Source organism: Marinobacter lutaoensis, assembly GCF_001981305.1.
GTDB lineage: Bacteria > Pseudomonadota > Gammaproteobacteria > Pseudomonadales > Oleiphilaceae > Marinobacter > Marinobacter lutaoensis.
Genome location: NZ_MSCW01000001.1, coordinates 503651 through 527800 on the forward strand (window position 1 = coordinate 503651; position 24150 = coordinate 527800).

At 63.6% G+C, this 24150-nt stretch carries 24 protein-coding genes; 9 read left to right on the top strand and 15 right to left on the bottom strand.

The genetic code is table 11. The features are described 5' to 3' along the window. The first annotated feature begins 36 nt into the window (after window positions 1-36). Window positions 37-957, top strand: a complete 921-nt coding sequence (ttcA, locus tag BTO32_RS02320) for a tRNA 2-thiocytidine(32) synthetase TtcA (RefSeq protein ID WP_076722809.1) — start codon at window positions 37-39, stop codon at window positions 955-957. Here the strand turns inward: ttcA and BTO32_RS02325 are convergent. The 9 genes from BTO32_RS02325 to ccoN form a co-directional block, all read right to left on the bottom strand. Beyond that, window positions 954-1640 (bottom strand): sulfite exporter TauE/SafE family protein, encoded by a 687-nt coding sequence (locus BTO32_RS02325; RefSeq protein ID WP_076722810.1) that lies wholly within the window; start codon window positions 1638-1640, stop codon window positions 954-956. The two genes, ttcA and BTO32_RS02325, sit on opposite strands and share 4 nt — an antisense overlap. Further along, the gene (ccoS, locus tag BTO32_RS02330; protein WP_076722811.1) at window positions 1640-1876 is read right to left on the bottom strand and encodes a cbb3-type cytochrome oxidase assembly protein CcoS; all 237 of its coding nucleotides are present in this window, start codon (window positions 1874-1876) and stop codon (window positions 1640-1642) included. The genes BTO32_RS02325 and ccoS overlap by 1 nt, the downstream gene beginning before the upstream one ends. A gap of 37 nt (window positions 1877-1913) precedes the next feature. Beyond that, the gene (locus BTO32_RS02335; RefSeq protein WP_076722812.1) at window positions 1914-4367 is read right to left on the bottom strand and encodes a heavy metal translocating P-type ATPase; all 2454 of its coding nucleotides are present in this window, start codon (window positions 4365-4367) and stop codon (window positions 1914-1916) included. Further along, on the bottom strand, window positions 4364-4879 hold the full coding sequence (locus BTO32_RS02340) for a FixH family protein (protein ID WP_076722990.1): 516 nt from the start codon (window positions 4877-4879) through the stop codon (window positions 4364-4366). The genes BTO32_RS02335 and BTO32_RS02340 overlap by 4 nt, the downstream gene beginning before the upstream one ends. A gap of 46 nt (window positions 4880-4925) precedes the next feature. Next, window positions 4926-6356 carry a cytochrome c oxidase accessory protein CcoG gene (gene ccoG / locus BTO32_RS02345; protein ID WP_076722813.1) on the bottom strand — a complete coding sequence of 477 codons (1431 nt, stop codon included), beginning with the start codon at window positions 6354-6356 and terminating at the stop codon, window positions 4926-4928. A 131-nt stretch (window positions 6357-6487) separates the two neighbouring features. Further along, entirely contained in the window at window positions 6488-7381 is an 894-nt protein-coding gene (gene ccoP / locus BTO32_RS02350; RefSeq protein ID WP_076722814.1) for a cytochrome-c oxidase, cbb3-type subunit III, read from the bottom strand. After that, on the bottom strand, window positions 7378-7563 hold the full coding sequence (locus BTO32_RS02355; protein ID WP_076722815.1) for a cbb3-type cytochrome oxidase subunit 3: 186 nt from the start codon (window positions 7561-7563) through the stop codon (window positions 7378-7380). The genes ccoP and BTO32_RS02355 overlap by 4 nt, the downstream gene beginning before the upstream one ends. Window positions 7564-7567: 4 nt before the next feature. Then, a complete protein-coding gene (ccoO, locus tag BTO32_RS02360; protein WP_076722816.1) occupies window positions 7568-8176 on the bottom strand; it encodes a cytochrome-c oxidase, cbb3-type subunit II in 609 nt (202 codons plus the stop codon). A gap of 15 nt (window positions 8177-8191) precedes the next feature. Beyond that, on the bottom strand, window positions 8192-9622 hold the full coding sequence (ccoN, locus tag BTO32_RS02365; protein ID WP_076722817.1) for a cytochrome-c oxidase, cbb3-type subunit I: 1431 nt from the start codon (window positions 9620-9622) through the stop codon (window positions 8192-8194). 212 nt (window positions 9623-9834) lie between these two features. Between ccoN and BTO32_RS02370 the strand changes: the two genes are divergently transcribed. Continuing rightward, window positions 9835-10497: an alpha/beta family hydrolase gene (locus BTO32_RS02370; protein ID WP_425435210.1), complete on the top strand. Its 663-nt coding sequence runs from the start codon at window positions 9835-9837 to the stop codon at window positions 10495-10497. Here the strand turns inward: BTO32_RS02370 and BTO32_RS02375 are convergent. After that, complete coding sequence (locus BTO32_RS02375; RefSeq protein WP_076722819.1) at window positions 10487-12331, bottom strand: sensor domain-containing diguanylate cyclase; 1845 nt, start codon at window positions 12329-12331, stop codon at window positions 10487-10489. The two genes, BTO32_RS02370 and BTO32_RS02375, sit on opposite strands and share 11 nt — an antisense overlap. Window positions 12332-12445: 114 nt before the next feature. Here BTO32_RS02375 and rlmM point away from each other — a divergent pair, with 114 nt between their 5' ends. Further along, on the top strand, window positions 12446-13522 hold the full coding sequence (rlmM, locus tag BTO32_RS02380) for a 23S rRNA (cytidine(2498)-2'-O)-methyltransferase RlmM (protein WP_076722820.1): 1077 nt from the start codon (window positions 12446-12448) through the stop codon (window positions 13520-13522). Between the two features lie 2 nt (window positions 13523-13524). On the opposite strand, the gene BTO32_RS02385 is transcribed toward rlmM, so the two are convergent. Next, entirely contained in the window at window positions 13525-13815 is a 291-nt protein-coding gene (locus tag BTO32_RS02385; RefSeq protein ID WP_076722821.1) for an antibiotic biosynthesis monooxygenase family protein, read from the bottom strand. 94 nt (window positions 13816-13909) lie between these two features. Here BTO32_RS02385 and tusA point away from each other — a divergent pair, with 94 nt between their 5' ends. Then, complete coding sequence (tusA, locus tag BTO32_RS02390; protein ID WP_076722991.1) at window positions 13910-14149, top strand: sulfurtransferase TusA; 240 nt, start codon at window positions 13910-13912, stop codon at window positions 14147-14149. Between the two features lie 6 nt (window positions 14150-14155). On the opposite strand, the gene dsbD is transcribed toward tusA, so the two are convergent. Continuing rightward, window positions 14156-16036, bottom strand: coding sequence for a protein-disulfide reductase DsbD (dsbD, locus tag BTO32_RS02395; RefSeq protein WP_076722822.1), 1881 nt, complete (start codon window positions 16034-16036; stop codon window positions 14156-14158). A gap of 126 nt (window positions 16037-16162) precedes the next feature. Here dsbD and BTO32_RS02400 point away from each other — a divergent pair, with 126 nt between their 5' ends. The 3 genes from BTO32_RS02400 to pdxB are packed head-to-tail and all read left to right on the top strand — an operon-like array spanning window position 16163 to window position 19200. Continuing rightward, on the top strand, window positions 16163-16729 hold the full coding sequence (locus BTO32_RS02400; protein WP_076722823.1) for an elongation factor P hydroxylase: 567 nt from the start codon (window positions 16163-16165) through the stop codon (window positions 16727-16729). A gap of 20 nt (window positions 16730-16749) precedes the next feature. Then, window positions 16750-18027 (top strand): DEAD/DEAH box helicase, encoded by a 1278-nt coding sequence (locus tag BTO32_RS02405; RefSeq protein WP_076722824.1) that lies wholly within the window; start codon window positions 16750-16752, stop codon window positions 18025-18027. 18 nt (window positions 18028-18045) lie between these two features. After that, window positions 18046-19200 (top strand): 4-phosphoerythronate dehydrogenase PdxB, encoded by a 1155-nt coding sequence (gene pdxB / locus BTO32_RS02410; RefSeq protein ID WP_076722992.1) that lies wholly within the window; start codon window positions 18046-18048, stop codon window positions 19198-19200. A 217-nt stretch (window positions 19201-19417) separates the two neighbouring features. On the opposite strand, the gene BTO32_RS18265 is transcribed toward pdxB, so the two are convergent. Next, window positions 19418-19627: a carboxymuconolactone decarboxylase family protein gene (locus BTO32_RS18265; protein ID WP_139339010.1), complete on the bottom strand. Its 210-nt coding sequence runs from the start codon at window positions 19625-19627 to the stop codon at window positions 19418-19420. A gap of 589 nt (window positions 19628-20216) precedes the next feature. Further along, on the bottom strand, window positions 20217-20462 hold the full coding sequence (locus BTO32_RS17985; protein WP_217696994.1) for an alpha/beta hydrolase: 246 nt from the start codon (window positions 20460-20462) through the stop codon (window positions 20217-20219). Window positions 20463-20727: 265 nt separating this feature from the next. On the opposite strand from BTO32_RS17985, the gene BTO32_RS02425 reads away from it, so the two are divergent. Both BTO32_RS02425 and BTO32_RS02430 read left to right on the top strand, forming a co-directional pair. After that, window positions 20728-21957: an MFS transporter gene (locus tag BTO32_RS02425; RefSeq protein WP_076722825.1), complete on the top strand. Its 1230-nt coding sequence runs from the start codon at window positions 20728-20730 to the stop codon at window positions 21955-21957. A 144-nt stretch (window positions 21958-22101) separates the two neighbouring features. Further along, entirely contained in the window at window positions 22102-23400 is a 1299-nt protein-coding gene (locus BTO32_RS02430) for a DEAD/DEAH box helicase (RefSeq protein WP_076722826.1), read from the top strand. Window positions 23401-23538: 138 nt separating this feature from the next. On the opposite strand, the gene BTO32_RS02435 is transcribed toward BTO32_RS02430, so the two are convergent. Further along, the gene (locus BTO32_RS02435; RefSeq protein ID WP_139339002.1) at window positions 23539-24057 is read right to left on the bottom strand and encodes a transposase; all 519 of its coding nucleotides are present in this window, start codon (window positions 24055-24057) and stop codon (window positions 23539-23541) included. Window positions 24058-24150: the final 93 nt, after the last annotated feature.

The following is a 24150-nucleotide window of genomic DNA, read 5'->3' on the forward strand; positions in this document are numbered from 1 at the left end:
AATCGCACGCTCACTGATCTGATGAATGTGGTTGCTATGTCTGAAGCTATGACCGCCAACCTGGACGCCCCTGTGCCGGCTTCCGAGCAGGAACGCCGCCAGAAGCTGGAACTGAACAAATTGCAGAAGCGCCTGCGCCGGGAGGTGGGGCAGGCGATCGCGGACTTCTCGATGATCGAGGCCGGCGACAAGGTCATGTGCTGCCTGTCCGGCGGCAAGGACTCCTACGCCATGCTCGATATCCTGATGAACCTCCAGAAGAGCGCGCCGGTCTCCTTTGAGCTGATCGCCGTCAACCTGGACCAGAAGCAGCCGGGATTCCCCGAGGATGTCCTGCCGAATTACCTGGCGTCCCTGGGCATCGAATACCACATCATCGAGAAGGACACCTACAGTATTGTCAAGGAAAAAGTCCCCGAGGGAAAGACCACCTGTGGCCTGTGCTCGCGGTTGCGCCGGGGCATCCTGTACAACTTCGCCGCCGAGCATGGCGTGACCAAGATCGCTCTGGGACATCACCGGGACGACCTGCTCGAAACCCTGTTCCTGAATATGTTCTACGGCGGCAAGCTGAAGTCCATGCCGCCGGTGCTGCACAGTGACGACGGCCGCAACACGGTCATTCGTCCGCTGGTGTACGCCCGGGAGAAGGACATCGCCCGCTACGCCGCCCTGCGTCGTTTCCCCATCATTCCCTGCAATCTCTGCGGTTCCCAGGAGAACCTGCAGCGGCAGGTCATCAAGGAGATGCTGCAGGCCTGGGACAAACAGCATCCGGGCCGGCTGGAGACGATGTTCCGGGCCCTGTGCAACGTTGAGCCCTCGCACCTGGCGGACCCGAACCTGTACGACTTCCGCGAGGGCCGGCGCCTGGGAGGCAAGCGCCAGGCCATGTTCCAGAATGCCAGTGCCAACGGCGACGAGCACTTCGGCCGGCTGGATGTCCTGAATCTCTAGCTCCCCGGCCAGGGCAGGGGCAGCGTCCAGAGACCGAACAGGATCAGCAGCACGCCGCTGGCCCGGCGGAAGCCTTGCTGTTTCTGCAGGCCCTGGATCCACTGGGCCGCGTAGCCGGTTGCGAACATGGAAGGCAGGGTACCCAGGCCAAAGAAGAACATGGTCAGCGCCGCCGAGGCGGTGGTTGGCTGGAGCGCCGCCCAGCCGAGGGTGCTGTAGACCAGACCGCAGGGCAGCCAGCCCCAGACCGCACCCAGGGCCAGCGCTTGCCAGGGGCGGCGGACCGGCATCAGGGCCCGGGCGGCTGGCGCCAGCCGGCGCCAGACCGGCGCCCCTAACCGTTCGACATAGCGAATGCCCTGCCACCACTGCGCCATGGACAGCCCCATGAACACCAGCAGAAGCCCTGCCAAGCTTCGCAGCACCAAGCCCACAGAGGCCCAGCTTGCCGCCGCATGGGTGCTGAGTAGGGCGATCAGGGTGGCGATACCGGTATAGCTGGCGATCCGGCCAAGGTTGAAGGACAGCAGCATCAGCGACTGGCGGGCGCGGAATCCTTTGCCAACCGGCAGCGCCATCGACAGGGACGCGCTGATGCCGCCGCACATGCCCAGGCAGTGTGTGCTGCCGAGCAGTCCGATCAGGAAGGCGCTGGGATAGCTGAGGTAGAGTTCCGGTTGCATCAGGTGCGCGGGTCGCCGTCTTGGCGGTCGTCGTCGGCGTTTTCGTCGGTTGCCTGGTCCGGGTTGGATACCCGGGCTTCCTTGGGAATCATCGCCTCGTCGTCATCGTAGAGGATGCGGTGCGCGGGGCCTTCCACATCGTCATACTGCCCGCTCTTGACGGCCCAGGCGAACAGGACAATGCCGACGGCCACCAGCAGCAGCATCAACGGAACCAGCACCATTACAATCTGCATTGCCAATACCTCGCTTGGAACAGAGGGGAGTACCTTATCAGGGCGCTACCGGGGCGCCAACCGGCGGGGCTGAGCGTGGCGTGTGCCCCCGCCCCGGGCTGCCGCTCAATCTCAGGGCATTGAGTACCACGATCAGCGAACTGGCCGACATGCCGATGGCCGCGAGCCAGGGGGGAACCAGACCGGCGGCCGCCAGCGGCAGGGCGCAGACGTTGTACACCAGGGCCCAGACCATGTTCTGGCGAATCACCCGCCGGGTCCGACGGCCGGTTTCGAGCGCTTCCACCAGCTGCATCAGTTGCCCGTTCAGGAGCACGGCATCGGCCTGGAGCTGGGTCAGATCGGCGGCACTACCCATGGCTACGGACAGGCCCGCGCCGGCCATGGAGGGCAGGTCATTGAGGCCGTCGCCGACCATCATGACCTGATGACCGTCCCCGCGCAGCTGTTCCAGCACCGCCAGCTTCTGCTCCGGTGAGGCCTGGCCGATCGCCTCCTCGATGCCCAGGGCCGCCGCAACCCGGGTGACATGACGGGAGCGGTCGCCGCTGAGCAGCAGGGTCCGAATGCCCAAACGTTTCAGTGCCGCGATGGCGTCGGCGGCGTCTTCCCGGACTTGGTCGTCGAGCTGGAATCGGGCCAGCCATTCCCGGTCGGAAACCAGCCAGATCTCCATCCCCTCGCCGTGGCCGCGTTCCGGGGCGGCAGCGGTGGTGTGGCCGGCGACGAAATCGAAATGGCCGATGGCCAGTGACAGCCCTTCGTACCGGCCGGTCAGACCACCGCCCAGGTGATTGCGAACGTCCGCCACCGGCGCCGCGGCCTGGTCCTGGAACACCCGTGCAATCGGGTGTTCGGAGTGCTTTTCCAGTCCGGCCGCCAGTTTCATGCAGGTTTCGGCGTCCAGGCTACCCACGACTTGATGGCCAACCAGACTGAGTTCGCCCCGAGTCAGCGTACCGGTCTTGTCGAACACCACGGTGTCAATGGTGTTCATGGATTCCAGGGTATGGCCTCGGGTCGGCAGGAAGCCCAGCCGGCGCAGCCGGACCGTGGCGGCGGTGATGGCGGTCGGGGTGGCCAGGGAGAGCGCGCAGGGGCAGGTGACCACCAGTACCGACAGGGTGATATCGAAGGCGTTGTCGGCGCCGGCCAGCCACCAGCCGATCCAGACCAGGGGCGCGAGGATCAGGACCCGGCCGACGAACTTGCCGGCGATGCGGTCCGCCATGCGTGCCACCGGTGGCTTCTCTGCCTGCACCCGGTCGAGTACCCGCAGGATGCCGGACAGGCGGGTCTGAGAGCCGGCTTTCTCCACCCGCACGTCCAGGGCATGCTCGCCGTTGACGCTGCCGGCATGCACTGGGTCGCCGGGGTGGCGCAGTTCGGGCAGGTACTCCCCGGTCAGTGCTGCCTCGTTGAGGGTGGAGCTGCCACTGACAATGACGCCGTCCACGGGTAGGGTCTCGCCGGGGCGGACCCGCACGATGTCGCCCGGCCGGATGTCGTGGGCGGGAACGATGTCCACGTCACCATCCCGGACCCGGGCCGCGACCGCCGGCTGGAAACCCGCCAAGGCGTTGCCGGTCAGGCCGGCGCGATACCGGGCCTGGACCTCGACGTAGCGGCCCAGCAGCAGGAAGAAGGTGAACATGCATACGGATTCGAAATAGACTTCCTCGCCTCCGAACACCGTGACCCAGGCGCTGGCGGTGTAGGCCAGGCCGATGGCGATGGCGACCGGAACGTCCATGGTCAGGTGCCGGCTCTGGAGGTCGCGCCGGGCGTTGCGGAAAAAGGGACGGGCGCTGTAGAACACCACCGGCGTGGCAACCAACAGGCTGAACCAGCGGAAGAAGGTCACGAACTCCGCAGACAGGCCGTTGACCAGCTCAAAATACAGGGGAAAGGCGAGCATCATGCTCTGGAAGGAACCGATACCGGCGATGGCCAGCCGGATCAGCATGGACCGGTGCTCCGCCTTCAGCTGCCGCTCCACGTCATCCGCCTGATACGGGCGCGCGGTGTAGCCCAGCCGGTGGATCGCAATCAGCAGATCACTGAGCTTGGCCTGGTCGGGGGACCAGACCAGCCGGGCTCTCTGGGTGGTGTGGTTGACGGAGAACGCCTGGACCCCCGGTTGCCGTTTCATGTGGTTTTCGAGCAGCCAGATACAGGCGGCGCAGGTGATGCCGCCAATCAGCAGCTGGGCTTCAAGCCCCCCCTTGACCGGGGACACGAAGCTGTTCTGGACCAGGGGGTGGTCCAGCTCGCGCAGCCGGTTCAGCTCGCTGGCGGACAGCTCCCGGGGCGTCACCGCAGGTTCGGTGCGAAAGTCGTAGAACCCGGTCAGCCCCTCGCTGTGAATGGTCTGGCATACGGCCTTGCAGCCTTCGCAGCAGAAGTGGCGTGTCTCGCCCTTCAGCTCAAGGGTGATGGGCGGATCCCCATCGGCCGGTTCACCACAGTGAAAGCAGTCCAGAGCGCTCACCCCTTGACGGGTTTCTCCGCCCGGATGGTCAGGCCGTTTTCGGCGGGCAGCCAGGCCTCGCCCTTCAGGCGCCAGGTATTGTCCGGACCCCGCAGGTCGTAGTACCAGCGGCCGTCAATGTCCTGAAGCATGGTGCCCTTGTAGTCGCCGCCGCCTTCGTTGCGGAACTGGATGGTGCGGTCCCGGTCGGCGAGGGTGGGGTGGTACAGGTTCAGCACCAGGTAGGGGTAGTCGGCCGGTCCGTCGCTGGTTTCCAGGTGCAGGGTGATGTCGCGGTGATGGAACGCCAGGTCTCCGACCAAGCCCATGTCATAGGCCTGGCGATCACGGGCGATTTCCAGGTTGATGCCACGCCCTTCCTTGGAATAATCGTCGGTCACCATGGTGTCCTTCATGTTGGCGGCCACCACGATCATGACGCTGCAAAGGATGATGGCCGACAGCGGGAAAATGGTCAGGAACCAGAACCAGGGCTGTCGGTACCAGGGAGCTACCGGGGCGTTTTCGGTCATACTGTTCATTCTCGTTGAAACCTGCGATGCGGGTGTATTGTACTCGTCAGCGCGTTGGACCGACAAACCGGCTTTCAGTTTCCAGAACCAGCGACGGATCGGTCACCGAACGGGCCGTGAACCGGATTTCGCTGTTGGTCTGTTCGATCGACTCCGGTGCCACGTCCACGACCGTCGGCACTGGCCGGTTCTCACCGCTGTCGACTTTGACGGTGGTATGGGTCAGGATGCGGATGCCGTCGAGGCCGCTGACCGACAGTTCGAAGGTCTGGGGCACTTCGGTCATGTTGGCGATTTTCAGGGTGTAGGAGTTCTCGATGCGCCCTTCGCCGTTGAAGCTGAACAGGGCGCCGCGGTCGCGGATGACATCCAGCTCCGCCGGTACCCGCGTGGCGAGGACGTAGATGATCGCCGAGATCATCAGTGCCAGCATGGCGCCATAGCCGAAGGTCCGTGGCCGCAGCAGCCGGGAGGGCTTGCCTTCCAGCTCGTTTTCCGTGGTGTAGCGGATCAGCCCCTTCGGATAGTTCATTTTCTCCATGACCTCGTCACAGGCATCGATGCACAGGGCGCAGCCGATGCACTCGTACTGGAGACCGTCGCGAATGTCGATGCCGGTGGGGCAGACCTGGACACACTGACCGCAATCGATGCAGTCGCCCAGCCCGAGTTCCTTCGGGTCTACGCCTTTCTTTCGGCTGCCGCGAGGCTCGCCCCGGTTGGGGTCGTAGGACACCACGCGGGTGTTGGGGTCGAACATGACGGACTGAAAACGGGCGTATGGGCACATGTAGAGGCAGACCTGTTCCCGCATCCAGCCGGCGTTGAGGTAGGTGGCGACGGTGAAGAAAGCCACCCAGAAATAGGCCCAGCCGTTGGCGTGCAGTGTGAACAGGTCGGCGATGAGTTCCCGGATCGGGTAGAAGTAGCCGACAAAGGTGAGTCCGGTCGCGAAGGCGATGAACAGCCAGATGGCATGCTTGGCGGACTTCTTGAGGATCTTCTCGGTGGTGTAGGGTGCCCGGTCCAGCTTCATGCGCTTGTTCCGGCTACCCTCGATGCGTTCTTCCACCCACATGAAGATGAATGTCCACACCGTCTGCGGACAGGTGTACCCGCACCAGACCCGCCCGAACAGGGTGGTGATGAAAAACAGGCCGTAGGCGCAGATGATCAGCATGCCGGCCAGCAGGAAGAAGTCCCGGGGGTAGAAGGTGGCGCCGTAGAGGTGGAATTCCCGGGCCGGAAGGTCAAAGTGGATCAGCGGTTGGCCGTCCAAGGTGAGCCAGACGAACAGGAAATACATGCCCATCAGCAGCGTCAGGCTGACATTGCGGATGCGTTGGAAGAATCCCTTGACTTCCTTGACGTAGATTTTCTTGCGGCTGGCGTAGAGGTCGACGGCTTCCCCCTTCCGGTTGTTCTTGGCGGAGCCTGGTGACGGGTCGACCTGTTTGACGGGAATCTCGCTGCTCATCGTAACCTCCCGATGAAGTGATAATGCGGGGCGCGGGCCTTGGCGGGCTGCTGATCTTTTCAAGCCTGTGCCCGCGGGGGCAGACACAGGGTTGAAAAGACCAGCCAGGGAGGGTCCCTGACTGGGTCGTTTCAGTTGTTGGACAGACTGTAGACGTAGGCTGCCAGGATGTGGATCTGGTCATCGGAGAGACGACCGGACTGTGCGGGCATCTGGTTCTGACGGCCGTGCTCGACGGTTTCCCGGATCCACTCGTAGGTGGAGCCGTACAGCCAGATGTTGTCGGTCAGGTTGGGCGCGCCGATGGCTTGGTTGCCCTTGGCATCCGGGCCGTGACAGGCGGCACATGCCTGGGCGAAGACCTGCTTGCCGGCTTCCGCCGCGGCGGGATCCTTCTCGCGACCGCTGAAGCTCAGCACGTAGTTGACAACCTGGTCCACCTGCTCGCTGGTCATGTTCGGCATGACCCCCTTGGCCGGCATGTTGCCCATGCGGCCATGGGTGATGGTCTGCAGGATCGCCTCGGGCGTGCCACCGTGCAGCCAGTCGTTGTCGGTCAGGTTCGGGAAGCCCACTTGGCCGCGCGCGGCGGAGCCGTGACAGACAGCGCAGTTGTTGGCGAACAGGCGCTGGCCGATTTTCAGGGCGTCTTCATTCTTCGCCAGCTCGGGGATCGGGGTCTGACCGAACTTGGCGTAGATCTCACCATACTTCTCCTCGGCTTCCTGAACTTCCGCTTCCCACTGGTTGTAGGAGGTCCAGCCCAGCAGGCCCTTCCAGTTACCCAGGCCCGGATACAGGGCAAGGTAGCAGAGGGCGAAGATGCAGGTCGCCATGAACAGATAGAACCACCATTTGGGCAGGGGGTTGTCATACTCTTCGATGCCATCGAAGGAGTGGCCCATGGTGCGGTCGGTTTCGACATCGGTTGTCTGGTTCTTGCGGGTAGCCCACAGCAGCCACCAGCAGCCAAAGACGGTACCGAGCACGATCACACTGATCCAGATGCTCCAGAAGGTACTCATTGTTTCTTCTCCGTTTTATCCTGTTCGAGAGTCCGCTTATCCACTTCGTCGTCATCGAAGGGCAGGTGGGCTGCTTCGTCGTTGGCCTTCTTGCGGTGGGCGCTGTAGGCCCACCACACGATGCCGAGGAAGATCGCCATTACGATAAGGGTGTGAATACCGCGCAACTCGTTGATATCCATTGGATCACCGTTTCTCTGAAATCACGGTACCCAGCTGCTGCAGGTACGCGACCAGTGCTTCGATCTCGAATTTGCCCTTGATTTCCGATTCGGCATTGGCGATCTGCTCGTCGGTATAGGGCACGCCCAGGGTTTGAAGCGTCTTCATACGGGCAGCAATGGATTCGTGGTCGACACGGTTCTCGAACAGCCACGGAAATGCCGGCATGTTGGATTCCGGAACCACGCTGCGGGGGTTGAACAGGTGCTGGCGGTGCCAGGCGTCGGAGTAGCGCTGGCCAACCCGGGCCAGATCCGGACCGGTCCGCTTGGAGCCCCACAGGAACGGGCGGTCGTAGACAAACTCACCCGCGACGGAGTAGTGGCCATAGCGCTCGGTTTCCGCCCGGAACGGACGGATCTGCTGGGTATGGCACACGTGGCAGCCCTCGCGGATGTAAATGTCCCGGCCTTCCAGTTCGAGCGCGGACAGGGGCTCCAGCCCCTCGACCGGCTCGTTGGTCTGCTTGAGGAAGAACAGGGGCACGACTTCCGTCAGAAAGCCGCCGCTGATGGCAAAGATGATCAGAACGATCATCAGACCAAGGTTCTTTTCAATAGTTTCGTGTTTCATCTGGTCTCTCTCCCGTTACGCCGTCTGCGCAGCCGCGTTGTCTTGGGCAACGGCGTGCTTCTGACGCACGGTCATGTATACGTTATATGCCATGACAAGCATGCCAGACAGGAAGATGGCGCCGCCGAGGAAGCGGACGAAATAGCCCGGGTAGGAGGCCTCGAGGGCTTCCACGAAGCTGTAGGTGAGGGTGCCGTCTTCGTTGACCGCACGCCACATCAGGCCCTGCATGATGCCGTTGACCCACATGGCGACGATGTACAGAACGGTACCCACGGTCGCCAGCCAGAAGTGAGTGTTGATCAGGGCGGTGCTGTACATTTCCTTCAGGCCCCAGAGTTTGGGGATCAGGTGGTACATGGCACCGATGCTGATCATGGCGACCCAGCCCAGGGCACCGGAATGCACGTGGCCGATGGTCCAGTCGGTGTTGTGGGACAGGGCGTTCACGGTCTTGATGGACATCATCGGACCTTCGAAGGTGGACATGCCGTAGAACGACAGGGACACCACCAGGAAGCGGAGAATCGGGTCGGTGCGCAGTTTGTGCCAGGCGCCGGACAGGGTCATCATGCCGTTGATCATACCGCCCCAGGACGGTGCCAGCAGGATCAGGGACATAATCATGCCCGCGGTTTGGGCCCAGTCAGGCAGAGCGGAGTAATGCAGGTGGTGGCCGCCGGCCCAGACGTAGGTGGCGATCAGTGCCCAGAAGTGAACGATGGACAGACGGTAGGAATAAACCGGACGGTTCGCCTGCTTGGGAACGAAGTAGTACATCATGCCCAGGAAGCCGGCGGTCAGGAAGAAGCCTACGGCGTTGTGACCCCACCACCATTGCATCATGGCGTCGGTGACGCCCGCATAGGCGGAGTACGACTTGAACGCGGTGGCCGGCAGCTCCAGGTTGTTGCCGATGTGCAGGACGGCGACGGTGATGATGAAGGCCCCGTAGAACCAGTTGGCCACGTAGATGTGCTGAGTGCTCCGCTTCATGATGGTGCCGAAGAACACCAGAGCGTAAACCACCCAGACCACTGCGATGGCGATGTCGATCGGCCACTCCAGCTCGGCGTATTCCTTGGAAGTGGTCAGACCCAGTGGCAAGGTAATGGCGGCCGACACGATGATCGCCTGCCAGCCCCAGAACGTGAACGCCGCCAGCCCGTCGGAAGCCAGGCGTGCCTGGCAGGTGCGCTGTACCACATAGTAGGAGGTGGCGAACAAGGCACTTCCACCAAAGCCGAAGATAACGGCGTTGGTATGCAGCGGCCGCAGGCGACCGAAGTGGGTAAAGGGCAGGTCGAGGTTGAGGGACGGCCAGACCAGCTGCGCTGCGATCAGCACACCCAGGGCCATACCTACAATACCCCATACCACTGTCATGATGGCGAATTGTCTCACCACCTTGTAGTTGTATGTCAGGTTTGCATTTACTGTGCTCATAGCCTTACCAATGGGTTTAAAATGGGGAATTGTGCGGGCGCAAGTATGGAGAAAGCATTAGCGCTTTGCAATGACTCAGGTCAACTCCAAAACCCTGCCAAATCCGCCGGAAACGCCCGCATGGCGCGCATGAGAGGCATTCCGGGTATTGGCTTTCGCCCGCCGTTACAAGGGTGCATTGCACCCAATATGATAGCGCACGTATTCCTGAGGTGAATGGTTTGAAACTGATCAAAAGCGGTCGGTATGGCGATCATGCCGGACCGGTGCTGGTGCTCGCCCATGGTGCCGGGGCCGGCGCGGACTCCGAATTCATGGAAGCGCTGGCGCGGGCGCTGGACGGCGTGGGGGTGGCGTCGGTTCGGTTTGAGTTCCCCTACATGGAGCAACGACGCCTCGATGGTCGCAAACGACCGCCGGACCGGGCGCCCCGCTTGCTGGCGCGGTTCCGGGACGTGCTGGCCCAGGTCCGCCAGGAAACCGGCGGCCATCGACCGGTGCTGATCGGGGGTAAGTCCATGGGTGGCCGTATGGCGAGCCTGCTGGCGGCGGAGTCAGCGCAGATGGACGGTGTGGTCTGCTTCGGGTATCCGTTTCATCCGCCCGGCCGGCTGGACCGATGGCGAACCGCACATCTGCCCGAGGTATCCTGCCCAATGCTGGTGCTCCAGGGTACCCGGGACCCGTTTGGCAAGCCGGAGGAGCTGACACCCCACAACGCCGAACTGGGGGCCTGCGAGCTGGTCTGGCTGGCGGGCGGTAACCACGATTTCCGGCCGCCAGCGCGGCAGGGGGCGACTCAGGCTGACCTGATCGCCGATGCCGCGCGTCATACCCGCGACTTTCTGGAACGGCATGGCCTGATCAGTCGCTGAGCGCCAGGGCCGCGACGCAGACCCGGTCGCGGCCGCTGCTCTTGGCCTGGTACAGCGCCTCGTCGGCGCGCTGAAACAGGGACTCGGGGGCCTCGCCAGGCACCAGCTGCGCAACGCCCGCGCTCATGGTCAGGGTCAGACCGGCCCGGTCCGGAGTGGCCACAACCAAGTGTCGGAGGTCGGCCAGGATGTGTTCGCACAGTTGCCGCGCGCCCTGGGCGTCAGTACCGGGCAACAGCAGGGCGAATTCCTCGCCGCCGAAGCGGATCGCCACATCGCGGGGGCGCTTGGCGTGGCGCTGGAGCACCTCGGCAATGCGTTGCAGGCAGACATCGCCGAAGGCATGGCCCCAGGTGTCGTTGATGGCCTTGAAGCGGTCTGCATCGATCAGGGCCAGGGACAGTGGCTGCCCGGTTCGCCGCGATTCGGCGCAGAGCTCCGGCAGCGCCGCGTCCATGTGGCGCCGGTTGTGCAGGCCGGTGAGAGCATCGTTCAGACTGAGGGCGGCCAGCTTCCGGTTGGCCCGCTCCAGTTCGTGCATGGTGGAACGGAGCTGGGCGGTTCGTTCGTGTACCTTGAACTCCAGTTCGGTGCGGGCCTGATGTTCCATTTGCAGCAGTTTCTCGTTGAGCAGGCGCCAGCGCTGCACCAGGGCGTAGTTCAGCAACACCACCTGGCCACCGATGGTGGCCTGCATCAGGGACTCCCGGGCCAGGAAATCGGCCAGGTAGCCAAAGGCGGCCAGGGCGTAGACCAGGGCTCCGGCCAGCATCACGATCCAGGATAACAGGTACCAGACCGCCGGCGGGTAGCCCTGGCGCCACCGTATCGCGGCAACCACGAGCAGGCTGGCGATCACGGTCAGGGCCAGTACGGTGTTCAGCAGAATGCTTTTGCTGTAGGGGAGGATGAACGTCAACGCCAGAAATCCCAGACAGAACCAGGCCAGGGTGGTGAGGGTGGTGGCCGGCAGGGTATCGGCTTGTACCTCCAGGAAGGAGCGGCCGAACAGGGTCATGGCCAGCGCGCACAGGGTCAGGGAAATGGGGATGGCGAGGTTCGCGAAGTGCGCGCTTTCCGGCCAGAAATACTGGTTCGCGAAACCGCCCATGGCAAACAGGAACAGCCCCATGGCGGCCATGTAGAACGCATTGTGGAAGTAGTAGGGGGTGCCTGAGCTGAAAAACAGCAGCAGGTTGAATGCAGCGAAGATGACGAGGGCACCATAGAACAGGCCATGGGTCAGGGTCAGGTGGTTGCTGCTGGCAATCACCTCCTCGGGGGTTTCCAGAGCCAGCGGCACGTTCAGAGCGCCGCTGCTGTGGACCCGGATGGTCACCTGGCGCTGTTCCTGGCTGGCCAGGGCAAGGGGCAGGAGAAAATACCGGTAATTGACTTGCCGGGATGCAAACGGATACTGGTCGCCGGTGATCATTGAGCTCCGGTAGCCGTCCGGGCCGATTTGCCAGAAACTGACCTCGTCGAGCAGCGGGTAATCGAGTTTCAGGTACCAGAGCCGGTGCGGGTCACCGCCGTTCCAGACATGCAGGTGAATCCAGTAAACCGACTCGGTGTGGCTGAACACCAGGTCGTGGCCGTTGGCCGGGGTCCAGGCGAAATTCTCCGGAAGCTGGTCCGGCGAGCGGGCTTCGTGGCCGGGATCGCCCGGACTGGCGGTGTGATAGCAGACATGGTCCATCAGGTGCTGGCGGGCAGTGTCGTCGGACAGGTCGAGGACGGGGCAGTCGCCGTGGCGGCCGGGGCTGTCGGCGTGGCCCGACAGCGACAGGCAACAGGCCAGGAGGGCGGGCACGATCCGTGTCAGGAGGGACATCTGCTTCTTCCGACGCTGGGGATGAGCCGGAAGTGTAGCCAACGGATACTGTGGCCGCTGTTAAACAGGTTCAAGTTTATCACTCCGGGGGAACCCGGTTGACAAGGAAACTTCATGGATCAGCTGATGGCATTCTGTCGGCCAGGCTTCGAGACGGAAGCCGGCCGGGAACTGGTGGACGCGGCGATGGCCGAGGGGATCTTCGGCTATTTTGAACCGGGCAAGGATCAGGGGCTGGTCCGATTTATCTTGACGGGCCACGAGTCCGCCCCGGACTTGCTCGCCCGGGTCCGTCTGGACGATCTGGTCTTTGTCCGCGACTGGTTCGTGGTTCTGGCAACCCTCGATCTGCCCATCCGGGACCGGGTGGGCGCCGTGATCGAGGCATTGCGCGGAGAGGGTCTGGCGCTGCCGGAAGCCTGCCGCGTCGAGGTCAGGGTTCTGGAGAACAACACCGACCGGGACCTGGGTAACTTCGCCAGGAAATGGGTGGCGCCTCTGTCCCGGGCGCTGCGCGGGGCCGGGCTGCTGAAGGCCGACCCGGACGCCGGGGCCGAGGCGCGTCTGGACATTCTGTTGCCCAATTTCTCGACCGCCATCGTTGGCCTCAGCCTCGCGGGCAACCGGGCTCGATGGCTGGGCGGTGCGCCCCGCCTGCGCCTGCCGGCCGCCGCGCCAAGCCGGTCGGCACTGAAGCTGGAGGAGGCCTGGAAGGTGTTTTTGCCCGCGGGACGCGAGCTGGATTATCTTGGCGGCGGCAAGAAGGCGGTTGATCTGGGCGCCGCGCCGGGCGGCTGGACTTGGCAGCTGGTTCGCCAGGGTATGCGGGTCGTTGCGGTGGACAATGGCCCGATGGATCCGGGGTTGATGGCTTCGGGGCTGGTGGAGCACGTCCGCGCGGATGGTTACCGGTGGCGGCCACGCCGTGGTGTCGACTGGATGGTCTGCGACATCGTCGACCAGCCTCGCAAGAGTGCGGCCTTGGCGGTAACCTGGCTGGCGGAACGGCTGTGTCGCTACACCGTGTTCAACCTCAAGCTGCCCATGAAGCAGCGGTACGAGGAATGGCTGTTGTGCCGGGAGCGCATTGAGCAAGGGCTGGCGGAGGCGGACATTGGCTACCGCATGCGGGCCCGTCATCTGTATCACGATCGCGAGGAAATCACCTGCTTCATCGAACGCCTGGACTAGGCTCAGACGGCGCTCTGCTCCAGCACGGTGATGGTCTCCTCCCGGTCCATCATCGGGATCAGTTCGGCCATCAGCTCCTTGCGTTCGTCGGAGTGGTACCAACGGTTCCAGTCCGCTTCCGAGCGCCAGTTCGCCAGTGTGATCCGGTGGTTCGGGTCGTGGGCGTCGAGCAGGGTTTCCCCGGACACGAAGCCCGGCGCGGCCACCGCCTGCTGCAGGACTCGCCGGGCCCGCTGTTCGTAGGCGTCCTCCAGGGATTCGGCGATGTGGCGTTCAATCAGAACCCGTATCATGGCTATGTTCCCTCTTGTTTTTTGCCCCTATAAGCAAGAAATTAGCAGGAATTTCCGGAAAATCAGGTTCATTGCAGGCAAGGAGTGAATTTTGGTGACGGCTGCTGAATTCCAGGCCGAATTGGATGCCCGGGGGCTGTACTGCCCCGAACCGGTCATGCTGTTGCACAATCGCATCCGCGACGTGGCGCCCGGGGAGGTGTTGAAAGTACGGGCCACGGACCCCTCGACCACCCGCGACATCCCCCGCTTTTGCCAGTTTCTGGGGCATGAGCTGGTGAGTCAGGCGGCGCAGGGGGACGAGTTCGTGTATCTGATCCGCCGCGGCGCCTGAGCCGGGTCAGGACGAGCCCGAGGGCAGTCGTTCCAGGTGTCGGAGGAAGGCCTCCCGGTCCATCTCGCCCAGGACGCGCCGATCCGTCAGTTCCTGCCCGTCGCGGGTGTAGAACAGAAGAGCGGGGGGGCCGAACAGCCCCAGTTCGTCCAGCAGGGCCTGCTGCGCCGGAGTGTTGTCGGTCATGTCGATCTGCACCCGGGCGAAATCCGACAGGGCCCGGACCACGTCTGGATCGCTGAACACGGTGCGTTCCATGACTTTGCAGGAGATACACCAGTCTGCGTAAAAGTCCAGGATCGCCGGTCGTCCCTGCCGACGTGCGGCGTCGAGTTGCGCCTTCACCTGTTCCGGGTCCGGCGTGCGGCGAAACAGGGCATGAGCCGGCGCCTCGTCCCGGACGGACGAGGCTGAGGCGACGGTAAACGGCGCCAGCGGGTTGAGCGGGTCCCGGGCGCCGCTCACCGCACCGGCCAGCAGTGCCAGGCCATACGCGAACAGCACCAGTCCCAGCCCCTTGCGGGTCCGTTCCCAACCCGCCCGTGCCGGATCCAACGCGCCCAGTTGCACGCCGGTGATGGTCACCAGCAGCCCCCACAGCGTCAGCGCCGCCCAGGCCGGAATCAGCCGCTCCACCAGCCAGATGGCAACGGCCAGCAGCATCACGCCATAGACGTGTTTGACGGCCGCCATCCAATGGCCGGTACTGGGCAGCAGCTTGCGGCCACCGATCGCCACCAGGATCAGCGGCATGCCCATGCCAAGGCCGAGCGCAAACAGGGCGAGGCCACCCATGACGGCGTCCTGGGTGGTGGAAATATAGAGCAGACTGCCCGCCAACGGCGCCGACACGCACGGTGACACCACCAGCGCCGACAGGGCCCCGATACCAAAGATGCTGGCGACGCGGGTGCCGCTGAGGCGGTGGCTGGCTTCGTTCAGGGGATCCCGGATGAAGCGGGGCAGCTGGAGTTCAAACAGATCGAACATGGACAGCGCGAAGATCACGAACAGTGCCGCGAACAGTCCCAGGACCCAGGGTGACTGCAGCTGCGCCTGCAGGTTGAAGCTGGCGCCCAGCAGGCCCGTCAACACCCCGGCCGCGGCGTAGGTGATGGACATGCCGAGCACATAGCTGAACGACAGCAACAGGGCATGACCGGTCGTGCGGGTATTGTGGCCCGAGACCAGCGAGGAAATGATCGGCACCATCGGCAGTACACAGGGAGTGAAGGTCAGGCCCAGCCCCAGCAGGAAGAACAGGCCCGCCACGGTGGCACCGGAGCGGCTGGAAAGGAAGCCGGCCAGGCCGGTCGCGGTCTCGGTGTCCGGCTCCATGTCTGGCCCGGTGTCGGGTGGGGGTGACGGCGTGGTCGGGCCCGCGGCCGGAGTACCGGCGGCGGTGCCGGGGTAATACAGAACTTCCCGGGTCTGAGGCGGGTAGCACAGACCTGCCTTGGCGCAGCCCTGGTAGGACACCTTGAGTGTGGCTTCCCGGGCGCCGTCGGGCAGCGACACCGGTACCCGGGCCTGGACCGGGTCATGGAACACGGTGACCTCGCCAAAGAACTCGTCCTCGGTGGTGTCCCCGGGTAGGGAGAACGACGGTGTTCCCACCTCGACCCCGGGTGTAACCGGGGTGACCGAGATCCGGTGTCGGTACAGGTAGTGGCCGGGCGCGATGTTCCAGTCCAGCAGCAGGGTGCCGGGCTCCGACGAGAAGCTGAACGGCAGGGCCTGGTCCACCGGCAGGAAGTCCGGGGAATCCCCGAACAGCCCGTTCCCGTGGGCGGTTGGGACCAGGAGCGTCAGGCCGCTGGCCACCACGAACAGGGCCCGACGTATGGGCCCCGGACAAATACGTGCAAGAAGGGTTGGAAAAACCATTGATGTCATGCTATCCGGTTGCGCGTGGGTCGAAGGGTCTGGCTCGCCCGCTGTGGACACAGGGGGCGGGGGAAAGTTCCCTCCAGTCTGGTATTGCGTCGTGTAAAGTCGCACAATAGCCGTCCGATGAAGCACAGTCCAAGCGATCTTATCATGCTGTTCAATGACCTGTTCCGGGACGACTACCGGACGATTCTGGTCAGGGGCGGCGACGAACCCGAATACCTGCCTGCGGACGGGCCGGATGGCCTGGCCCAGGTCGTGTTTGCCCATGGCTATTATGCCAGCGCCTTGCATGAAATCAGCCACTGGTGCATCGCCGGTGAGTACCGGCGCACACTTCATGACTATGGTTACTGGTACTGTCCGGATGGCCGTACCCGGGAGCAGCAGCGCGCGTTCGAGACGGTGGAGGTCAAGCCCCAGGCTCAGGAGTGGCTGTTTTCGGTGGCTGCGGGCTTCCGGTTCCACGTCAGTCTGGACAACCTGTCCGGAGGCGGTGCCTGTGACGAGCGGGGGTTCCGGCTCAAGGTGCTGGCCCAGGCTGAACAGTACCTGGCGCGGGGGCTGCCGCCGCGAGGCCAGGCGTTCTTCGATACGCTCACGGTATTTTACGGCACCGCGGAGACCTTCCACGAGTCCTGGCGGCAAGACGTCCAGCGTCTGATACCGCCCGACCTGTTTTACGACTGACCAAGGAATACCGAATCTGTATGACATCCAACCCCAAACACACCAGCGACTTCAAGTTCAGCGATCTCAATCTGGATCCGCGTCTGCTGGCGGCGATCGAGGCCATTGGCTATGAATATTGCACGCCGATCCAGGCGGAAACCCTGCCTTGGACACTTGCCTGCCAGGATCTGATTGGCCAGGCCCAGACCGGCACCGGCAAGACCGCGGCGTTTCTGATCACGGCCATCCAGGCGCTGCTGGAAACCCCGGTGCCGGAGTCCGAGCGGTTTGCCTCCGAACCCCGGGTGCTGGTACTGGCACCCACCCGGGAACTGGCGCTGCAGATCGCCAAGGACGCGGAGCCGCTGTGCCAGTATACCGGCCACACCGTCGCCACGGTGGTGGGCGGTATGAACTACGATAAGCAACGGGACCAGCTGCAGAACGAAATCGTCGACATTCTGGTGGCGACGCCGGGCCGACTGATCGACTTTCTCGGTTCTCAGGATGTGTTCCTCGACCAGATCGACATCCTGATCCTGGACGAAGCGGACCGGATGCTCGACATGGGCTTCATCCCCGACGTCAAGCGTATCATCCGGCGCTGCACGCCCAAGGAGGAGCGTCAGACCCTGTTGTTCAGTGCCACCTTCAACCAGGACGTGTTGAACCTGGCCTCCATGTGGACCCGGAACGCCGAGTTCGTGGAAATCGAGCCGGAGCAGAAAACCGCGGAGCGGGTGGCCCAGACGGTCTACTTGGTGTCCGAGGATGACAAACTGCAGGTGCTGGTCAATTACCTGAAACGCCCGGAAGTGGAGAAGGCCATCGTGTTCGCCAACCGCCGGGACCAGTGCCGGGATCTGGAACAGGATCTGCGCAATCAGGGCATCAAGGTCGCGCTCATGTCGGGGGAAATTGCCCAGAACAAGCGCCTGCGGACCCTGGACCAGTTCAAGAAGGGCAATATCCAGGTGCTGGTGGCCACGGACGTGGCGGGCCGGGGCATCCACGTCAGCGGCGTGACGCACGTCTTCAACTATAATTTGCCGGAAAACGCCGAGGACTATGTCCACCGCATCGGCCGTACCGGGCGCGCGGGCAGTCATGGGGTGTCGGTGAGCCTGGCCGGCGAGGACGACGCCTTTGCGTTGCCGGCGATTGAGTCCTACATTCAGCAGAAACTGAAGACCGAGGTGCCGGACGACAGCCTGATGGCTGCTCTCGATCAACCTCCGATTGCCCGCAAGAGGGGCGGCCGGCGAGGTGGTGGCGGGCGCCCGCAGGGTGGTCGCGGACGGCCGCGCAGGCATTGAAGGATAACGGGGATGACCATGCTGATCGTGGCAGACGAGAACATTCCGTTACTGGATTCCTTCTTTGGCGACATGGGGGAGATCCGCCGCGTCAACGGCCGGGACTTGTCGCCCGGGGAGGTCCGGGATGCCGACATTCTGCTGGTTCGCTCGGTCACCCGGGTCGACCAGCGACTGCTGGAGGGAAGCCGGGTCCGCTTTGTCGGCACGACCACCATCGGCACCGACCATGTGGACCTGGCTTGGCTGGAAGCCAACGGCATCCGTTTTTCCGCAGCCCCCGGGTGCAACGCCAACAGCGTGGTCGAATACGTGCTGTCGGTGCTGTCCCTGTACGCTGAACGTCGCGGCCTGGCGGACTGGAGTGATCTGAGTGTCGGCATCATCGGCGTGGGCAACGTCGGTGGCGGGCTGGCTGCTAGGTTGGATCGTCTGGGGTTTACCGTGCGCCTGTGCGATCCGCCACGGGCGGAGCGGGAAGGCGAGTCGGGGCCGGAGTTCGTCAGTCTTGACGAAGCGCTGGCGTGCGACGTGGTGACCCTGCACACGCCGCTGACCCGGGAAGGGCCTCACGCCACCCATCACCTGATTGGCGAGCGGGAATTGTCACGCCTGGGCGCCGGCCAGCTGCTGATCAATTCCGGCCGGGGCGAAGTGGTGGACTCGGCGGCGCTGAAAGCGCGCCTGCAGGCACCGCAAGCGCCGACGGTGGTGTTGGATGTCTGGGAGCGGGAACCGCGTATCGATCCGGAACTGGTTGAGCGGGTCTGGCTGGCGACGCCCCACATCGCCGGTTACAGCCTGGAGGGCAAGGTGCAGGGCACCGAAATGATCTACCAGGCGGTGAGTCGCTTTCTCGGGCTTCCGGTTCGCAAGAAGGCGGGCCAGTTCCTGCCCGAGCCGGCTCTGAGCAAGATGTCCTTTACCGGTGCTGCCGACGAGGGGCGGGCCCTGAGCCTGGCGCTGCGGGCCTGCTACGATCCCCGCCAGGACGACGCCCGGCTGCGCCTGGCCATGGCCGGTGACGCCGAGGCCCGTGCCGCCGCGTTCGACCGCCTGCGGCGGGATTATCCGGTGCGCCGGGAGTGTTCCAGCCTCAAGATTCAGCTCAAGGGAAGCAGCCGGTCGCTGCAGGACACCTTCCGGGCCATGGGGTTCAAGCTCAAGATTTGACACGAACGTTACGGTGACACGGCTGGGTGGAGGTAAAAAATAACCGCGAGCCCTGTCGCGGTTATTTTGCCAGCTCCGGGGAGGCTGTTTTCACACAGCCTCCCCGGAGTGCCTTTTTCGTTTCCTGCCATATCATGGCGCGGCGGCTGCCGGCCCGCTTCTCACTGCGACATCTGATAGAGGCTGCCCAATATCGCCCGCTGCGACCGATACGCGATCAGCCAGCGTTTCCCTGCGGATGCAGGACCGCTTCGATCGCCTGTTCAACACGCTGCGCCTCGATCTTGCCGACGATGGCCGCCAGCACCTGCGCCACATCCCTGAGCTGCTGCTCGGTCACGCCGACGTTGGTGGCCATGCGGATATGAGCACGCAGCTGAGGTTCGGCGCAGTGCCGACACCGTAACCAGCTCGCGGTGCTGATAATCCAGAATGCCGCGGGCGAAGATGTCGCCGAACAGGTGGCTCTGCAGGTAGGTGTTCATCACCGGCGCAAAGTCGAACAGCGGGCCGCTCACCGGCGCACCGACCAGCTCGGTTTGTACCTGCTCGCCGATCTGCTGGCTGGATTGCCCGGCCGGGATCGCGCTCGGCTGCTCGCCGATCCGGTCCTCAATGCCGTTCGCCTTGCGTTCATCGACGATCCGCATCAGCGTCGCGGTCGCATTGAGTGCGCGCGGGAAGCCGGTGTAGGCGTACAGATGTACCTGCAGCACCTTGATCTCGTTGACGCTGAGACCCGCATCAAGCCCCTTCACGATCGCCTGTTCCAGCGACGCCAGATTGCCTTGGGTAGCCCAGGCTGCGATCGGCACCATCGCCTGTTGCTGCGCGGTCAGCGTGGCGACGTTAGGTGCGGCCTTGCGGTCGAGCGCCTGCGCATACTGGGCATCGGTGACCTTTTCCTTCCAGATCACGTTTTCGCCATCCTTGCTGCCGGTAATCACCCAGACCTTTGCGTTTCTGTGTCATGGAAACCTCCAAAGTGGTGTTGGAAATGGAAACCGTTGGCGCGATCAGGATGCGCGCTCCGCTGTCAGCGCGGTGGCGAAGAACTGCTCCAGCTTGTCGAAGGGGATCACGTCGGTGCGATCGTACAGATCGACGTGATTGGAGCCCGGCACCACATAGAGCTCCTTCGGTTCGGCCGCTGCCGCGTAGATATCTTCACTGAAGTAGCGCGAGTGTGCGTGCTCACCGATGATCAGCAGAATCGGACGCGGCGAAATCCACTCCAGCTTGTCGAGCAGCGGGAAGTTCATGAACGCGGGCGCCGACGTCTGTGTGAACTGGGTAATGGAGTTGGGGTGGTAACCGCGCGGGCGGGAGTACAACTCGCCAAACTCACGCCCGATCGGGTGCGTGTTCTCATCGATCTGCAGCGGCGCGCCGCGCTCGCTGAGTGCCGGTCGTCCGCTTTTTGGTCGGCGTTACCTACATTGAATCCCACTGACCGCAGAAGCAATTGGCGCACACCGGCAGGCTTCCCTAGAATAGCGCGCCCTTCGGACCGGAAATGGATAACTGATGACCGCCTCCTCCCTGCTCAGAGACACGACCTTCATGCGCTTCTGGGTTGGCCAGATGGCCGCCTCCTTCGCGCAGCAGATGCTGCTGGTGGGGCTGGGCTGGCAGATCTACAACCTGACCGACAGCGCCCTGAGCCTCGGCCTGGTCGGGCTGGCGCGCTACCTGCCGCAGCTGGCCCTGACTCTGTATGGCGGTCATGTCGCCGACAACCTGAACCGGCGTACCATCATGCTGATCAGTCGCGGTGTCATGACACTGACCATCGCCGTGCTGGCCATCACCAGCGTGCTGGAGATCATCACCCCGGCGATCATCTACGGCTGCTGCATCACCATGGGCGCCGCGCGTGCGTTCGAGATGCCGGCCACGCAGGCGATGGTGCCGAAACTGGTCGGTCCGGACCTGCTTGCGCCGGCCCTGACCTGGACCGCATCAGGCCGCGAGGCGACCACGATCATCGGCCCGGCACTCGGTGGCGTCATCTATCTCTTCGGCGCCGGCGCGCTGTACGGCACCAGCGCCGCCTGCGCCCTGCTGTCGGCCGTCATTCTGCTGGGCCTGGACTACCGCCACGAGCAGCGCCCGCGCCAGCCGATGACACTGGACTCGCTGCTGGGCGGCTTCCGCTTTACCTGGCATAACCCGGTGGTGTTCGGCTCGATCTCGCTGGATATGTTCGCCGTGCTGGTGGGCAGCGTCACCGCGCTGCTGCCGATCGTCGCCCGCGATATCCTGCAGACCGGCCCCTGGGGGCTGGGCCTGCTGCGCAGTGCCCCGGCTGTCGGTGCCGTGCTGATGTCGCTGTATCTGGCCTGGCGCCCGATCGATAGCCGGGTCGGGGTCAAGGTGTTTGCCGCCGTGGCCGTGTTCGGGGCGATGATCGTGCTGTTCGGGCTGTCGCACAGTCTCTGGTTGTCGGTCATCGCGCTGGCGGTGATGGGCGCGGCCGACATGATCAGCGTCGTGATTCGCCAGACGCTGGTGCAACTCGAGACACCGGACGAGATGCGCGGTCGCGTCAGCGCCGTCAACTCGATCTTTATCAGCACCTCGAATCAGCTCGGTGAGTTTCGCGCCGGGCTGGTCGCCTCGCTGATCGGCGCCGCCCCCGCCATCGTCATCGGTGGCCTTGGCACACTGGCGATCACCGCGCTCTGGGCCTGGTGGTTCCCGGCGCTGACCCGGCGCGACCGGCTCGATATGCGCGCCGGGCCGAAAACGAAATGAATAGCCAGCACCGCCGCGTTAGGGTAAGCTGCACGTCTTTCCCAAGCACTTTCCCGCACCGGTTTATCCCGCCCGCGTTCTGAAAGCACTGAAGTTCCGGTTCCGCCGCCTCCGGCGACCACCATTTTTACCAGAGAGTCATTCATGAGTTTTGCCAGTCTTGGCCTGTCCGACCCTATTCTCAAAGCGATTGCCGAGCAGGGTTACGACACCCCTTCCCCCATTCAACAGCAGGCGATTCCCGCCGTGCTGGACGGCCGCGACGTCATGGCCGCGGCCCAGACCGGCACCGGCAAGACCGCCGGCTTCACGCTGCCGATTCTGGAGCGTCTGAGCAAGGGTCAGCGTGCCGGCGCCAATCAGGCGCGTGTGCTGATCCTGACCCCGACCCGCGAGCTGGCTGCACAGGTGGGCCAGAGCGTTGCGACCTACGGCCAGTACCTGCCGCTGCGTTCCACCGTGGTCTTTGGCGGCGTCAAGATCAACCCGCAAATGATGGCGCTGCGCAAGGGCGCCGATGTGCTGATCGCCACGCCGGGCCGTCTGCTCGATCTCTACAAGCAGAACGCGGTGCGCTTCGATCAGCTTGAAGTGCTGGTACTGGACGAAGCCGACCGCATGCTCGATATGGGCTTCATCCACGACATCAAACGCATTCTGGCGATTCTGCCGGCGCAGCGGCAGAACCTGCTGTTCTCGGCCACCTTCTCCGACGAGATCCGGGCGCTCGCCAAGGGGCTGGTACAGGATCCGGTCGAGGTGTCGGTGACGCCGCGCAACGCCACTGCCGATACCGTGAAGCAGTGGATCGCGCCGGTCGACAAGAAGCAGAAGGCACCGTTGCTGATCAAGCTGATCAACGATCACGCCTGGCATCAGGTGCTGGTGTTCACGCGCACCAAACACGGTGCCAACAAGCTCACCACCCAGCTGGAAAAGTCCGGCATCAAGGCCGCGGCGATTCATGGCAACAAGAGCCAGAACGCGCGCACCAAGGCCCTGGCCGAGTTCAAGGAAAATCGCCTGCAGGCGCTGGTGGCAACCGACATCGCCGCCCGCGGACTGGATATCGATCAGCTGCCGCAGGTGGTCAATTACGACCTCCCCAATGTGCCGGAAGACTATGTTCACCGTATCGGCCGCACCGGTCGTGCCGGTGCGACCGGACAGGCGGTATCGCTGGTCTGTGCCGACGAGATCGATCAGCTGCGCGCCATCGAGCGCCTGACCAACAAGGTGCTGGAGCGCCGCACCGTGACCGGGTTCGACCCCAGCCATGCGCTGCCGGAATCCAGTCTGGAGAACAAGCCGGCCCGTCGTCGCCGGCCGAAGAAACCCAGGCCGCAGCACCGCGACGGCGTGCGCTCCGGCGATACCCACCGCGGCCATCAGCCGCGCGGCAACGGCGCGACTCCGGCGGCACGCAGCCAGCGGCAGCGCTGAGCACCGCGTCCGCGCAACACAATAAGGCACCCTGGGAGGCTGTGTAAAAACCGATTTCCAAGCCGCTGAGCGGGAAAGCAAGATGCCTCGGACAGAGTCCGGGGCATGTTTGCTTTGAGGCGGTTATAGTTTCAGGCTTCAGAAACCCTGAGAGGAGACCCAGGCCAGTCTCTCCAGCATTCCCTTCACATCGACCAGCGTCTTAAGCTCATCCTGCAGTTCCGCCTTGAACTTGCTGCCATCAATCGCCACCAACTGGCCACTGACCAGTCCTGCCTGCTTACAGAACACAATGAACTGGCGGCACACCTGCTTGATCGCATCACCGTTATCCTTGCGGAAGTCCGCGATGGTCTTGAAGTCCGGTGCCAGCTGCTTCATCAGCCAGAGCACTTCCAGGTTGCGATGACATTCTTTTTCCAGCCGTCGGGTACTGCTGGTCTGGTTGAGGTAGGCGTAGATATAAAGCTTGAGCAAATCACCGGGATGGTAAGGGCGGCGGCCGGTACGAAGCGTCTGAGCTTTCCTGAACCCCATCTCTGACAAATTCAGTGAATCCACAAACGCATCAATGACGCGAACCGGATGATCTTCGGGGGCATAATTCTTCAGCGCTGGGTGGGAGCAACAGCGCCTGACTTCGAGCGGTGCCTTCAAGATGTCTCATAAAAAATAACCGCGAGCCCTGTCGCGGTTATTTTGCCAGCTTCGGAGGCTGTTTTCACACAGCCTCCGTTCGGTCCCCTTTTG

What these genes read in the sequence shown, in the direction of transcription:
- BTO32_RS17985 (WP_217696994.1), bottom strand. Translation starts at nt 20,462, where the DNA reads ATGAACTTCCCGCTGCTCGACAAGCTGGAGTGGATTTCGCCGCGTCCG.
- BTO32_RS02385 (WP_076722821.1), bottom strand. Translation starts at nt 13,815, where the DNA reads ATGATACGGGTTCTGATTGAACGCCACATCGCCGAATCCCTGGAGGAC.
- ccoP (WP_076722814.1), bottom strand. Translation starts at nt 7,381, where the DNA reads ATGAGTACCTTCTGGAGCATCTGGATCAGTGTGATCGTGCTCGGTACC.
- ccoG (WP_076722813.1), bottom strand. Translation starts at nt 6,356, where the DNA reads ATGAGCAGCGAGATTCCCGTCAAACAGGTCGACCCGTCACCAGGCTCC.
- pdxB (WP_076722992.1), top strand. Translation starts at nt 18,046, where the DNA reads ATGCTGATCGTGGCAGACGAGAACATTCCGTTACTGGATTCCTTCTTT.
- ccoN (WP_076722817.1), bottom strand. Translation starts at nt 9,622, where the DNA reads ATGAGCACAGTAAATGCAAACCTGACATACAACTACAAGGTGGTGAGA.
- ccoS (WP_076722811.1), bottom strand. Translation starts at nt 1,876, where the DNA reads ATGCAGATTGTAATGGTGCTGGTTCCGTTGATGCTGCTGCTGGTGGCC.
- BTO32_RS02400 (WP_076722823.1), top strand. Translation starts at nt 16,163, where the DNA reads ATGAAGCACAGTCCAAGCGATCTTATCATGCTGTTCAATGACCTGTTC.
- BTO32_RS02430 (WP_076722826.1), top strand. Translation starts at nt 22,102, where the DNA reads ATGAGTTTTGCCAGTCTTGGCCTGTCCGACCCTATTCTCAAAGCGATT.
- ccoO (WP_076722816.1), bottom strand. Translation starts at nt 8,176, where the DNA reads ATGAAACACGAAACTATTGAAAAGAACCTTGGTCTGATGATCGTTCTG.
- BTO32_RS02340 (WP_076722990.1), bottom strand. Translation starts at nt 4,879, where the DNA reads ATGACCGAAAACGCCCCGGTAGCTCCCTGGTACCGACAGCCCTGGTTC.
- rlmM (WP_076722820.1), top strand. Translation starts at nt 12,446, where the DNA reads ATGGATCAGCTGATGGCATTCTGTCGGCCAGGCTTCGAGACGGAAGCC.
- ttcA (WP_076722809.1), top strand. Translation starts at nt 37, where the DNA reads ATGTCTGAAGCTATGACCGCCAACCTGGACGCCCCTGTGCCGGCTTCC.
- BTO32_RS02375 (WP_076722819.1), bottom strand. Translation starts at nt 12,331, where the DNA reads ATGTCCCTCCTGACACGGATCGTGCCCGCCCTCCTGGCCTGTTGCCTG.
- BTO32_RS02325 (WP_076722810.1), bottom strand. Translation starts at nt 1,640, where the DNA reads ATGCAACCGGAACTCTACCTCAGCTATCCCAGCGCCTTCCTGATCGGA.
- dsbD (WP_076722822.1), bottom strand. Translation starts at nt 16,036, where the DNA reads ATGGTTTTTCCAACCCTTCTTGCACGTATTTGTCCGGGGCCCATACGT.
- BTO32_RS02405 (WP_076722824.1), top strand. Translation starts at nt 16,750, where the DNA reads ATGACATCCAACCCCAAACACACCAGCGACTTCAAGTTCAGCGATCTC.
- BTO32_RS02425 (WP_076722825.1), top strand. Translation starts at nt 20,728, where the DNA reads ATGACCGCCTCCTCCCTGCTCAGAGACACGACCTTCATGCGCTTCTGG.
- BTO32_RS02355 (WP_076722815.1), bottom strand. Translation starts at nt 7,563, where the DNA reads ATGGATATCAACGAGTTGCGCGGTATTCACACCCTTATCGTAATGGCG.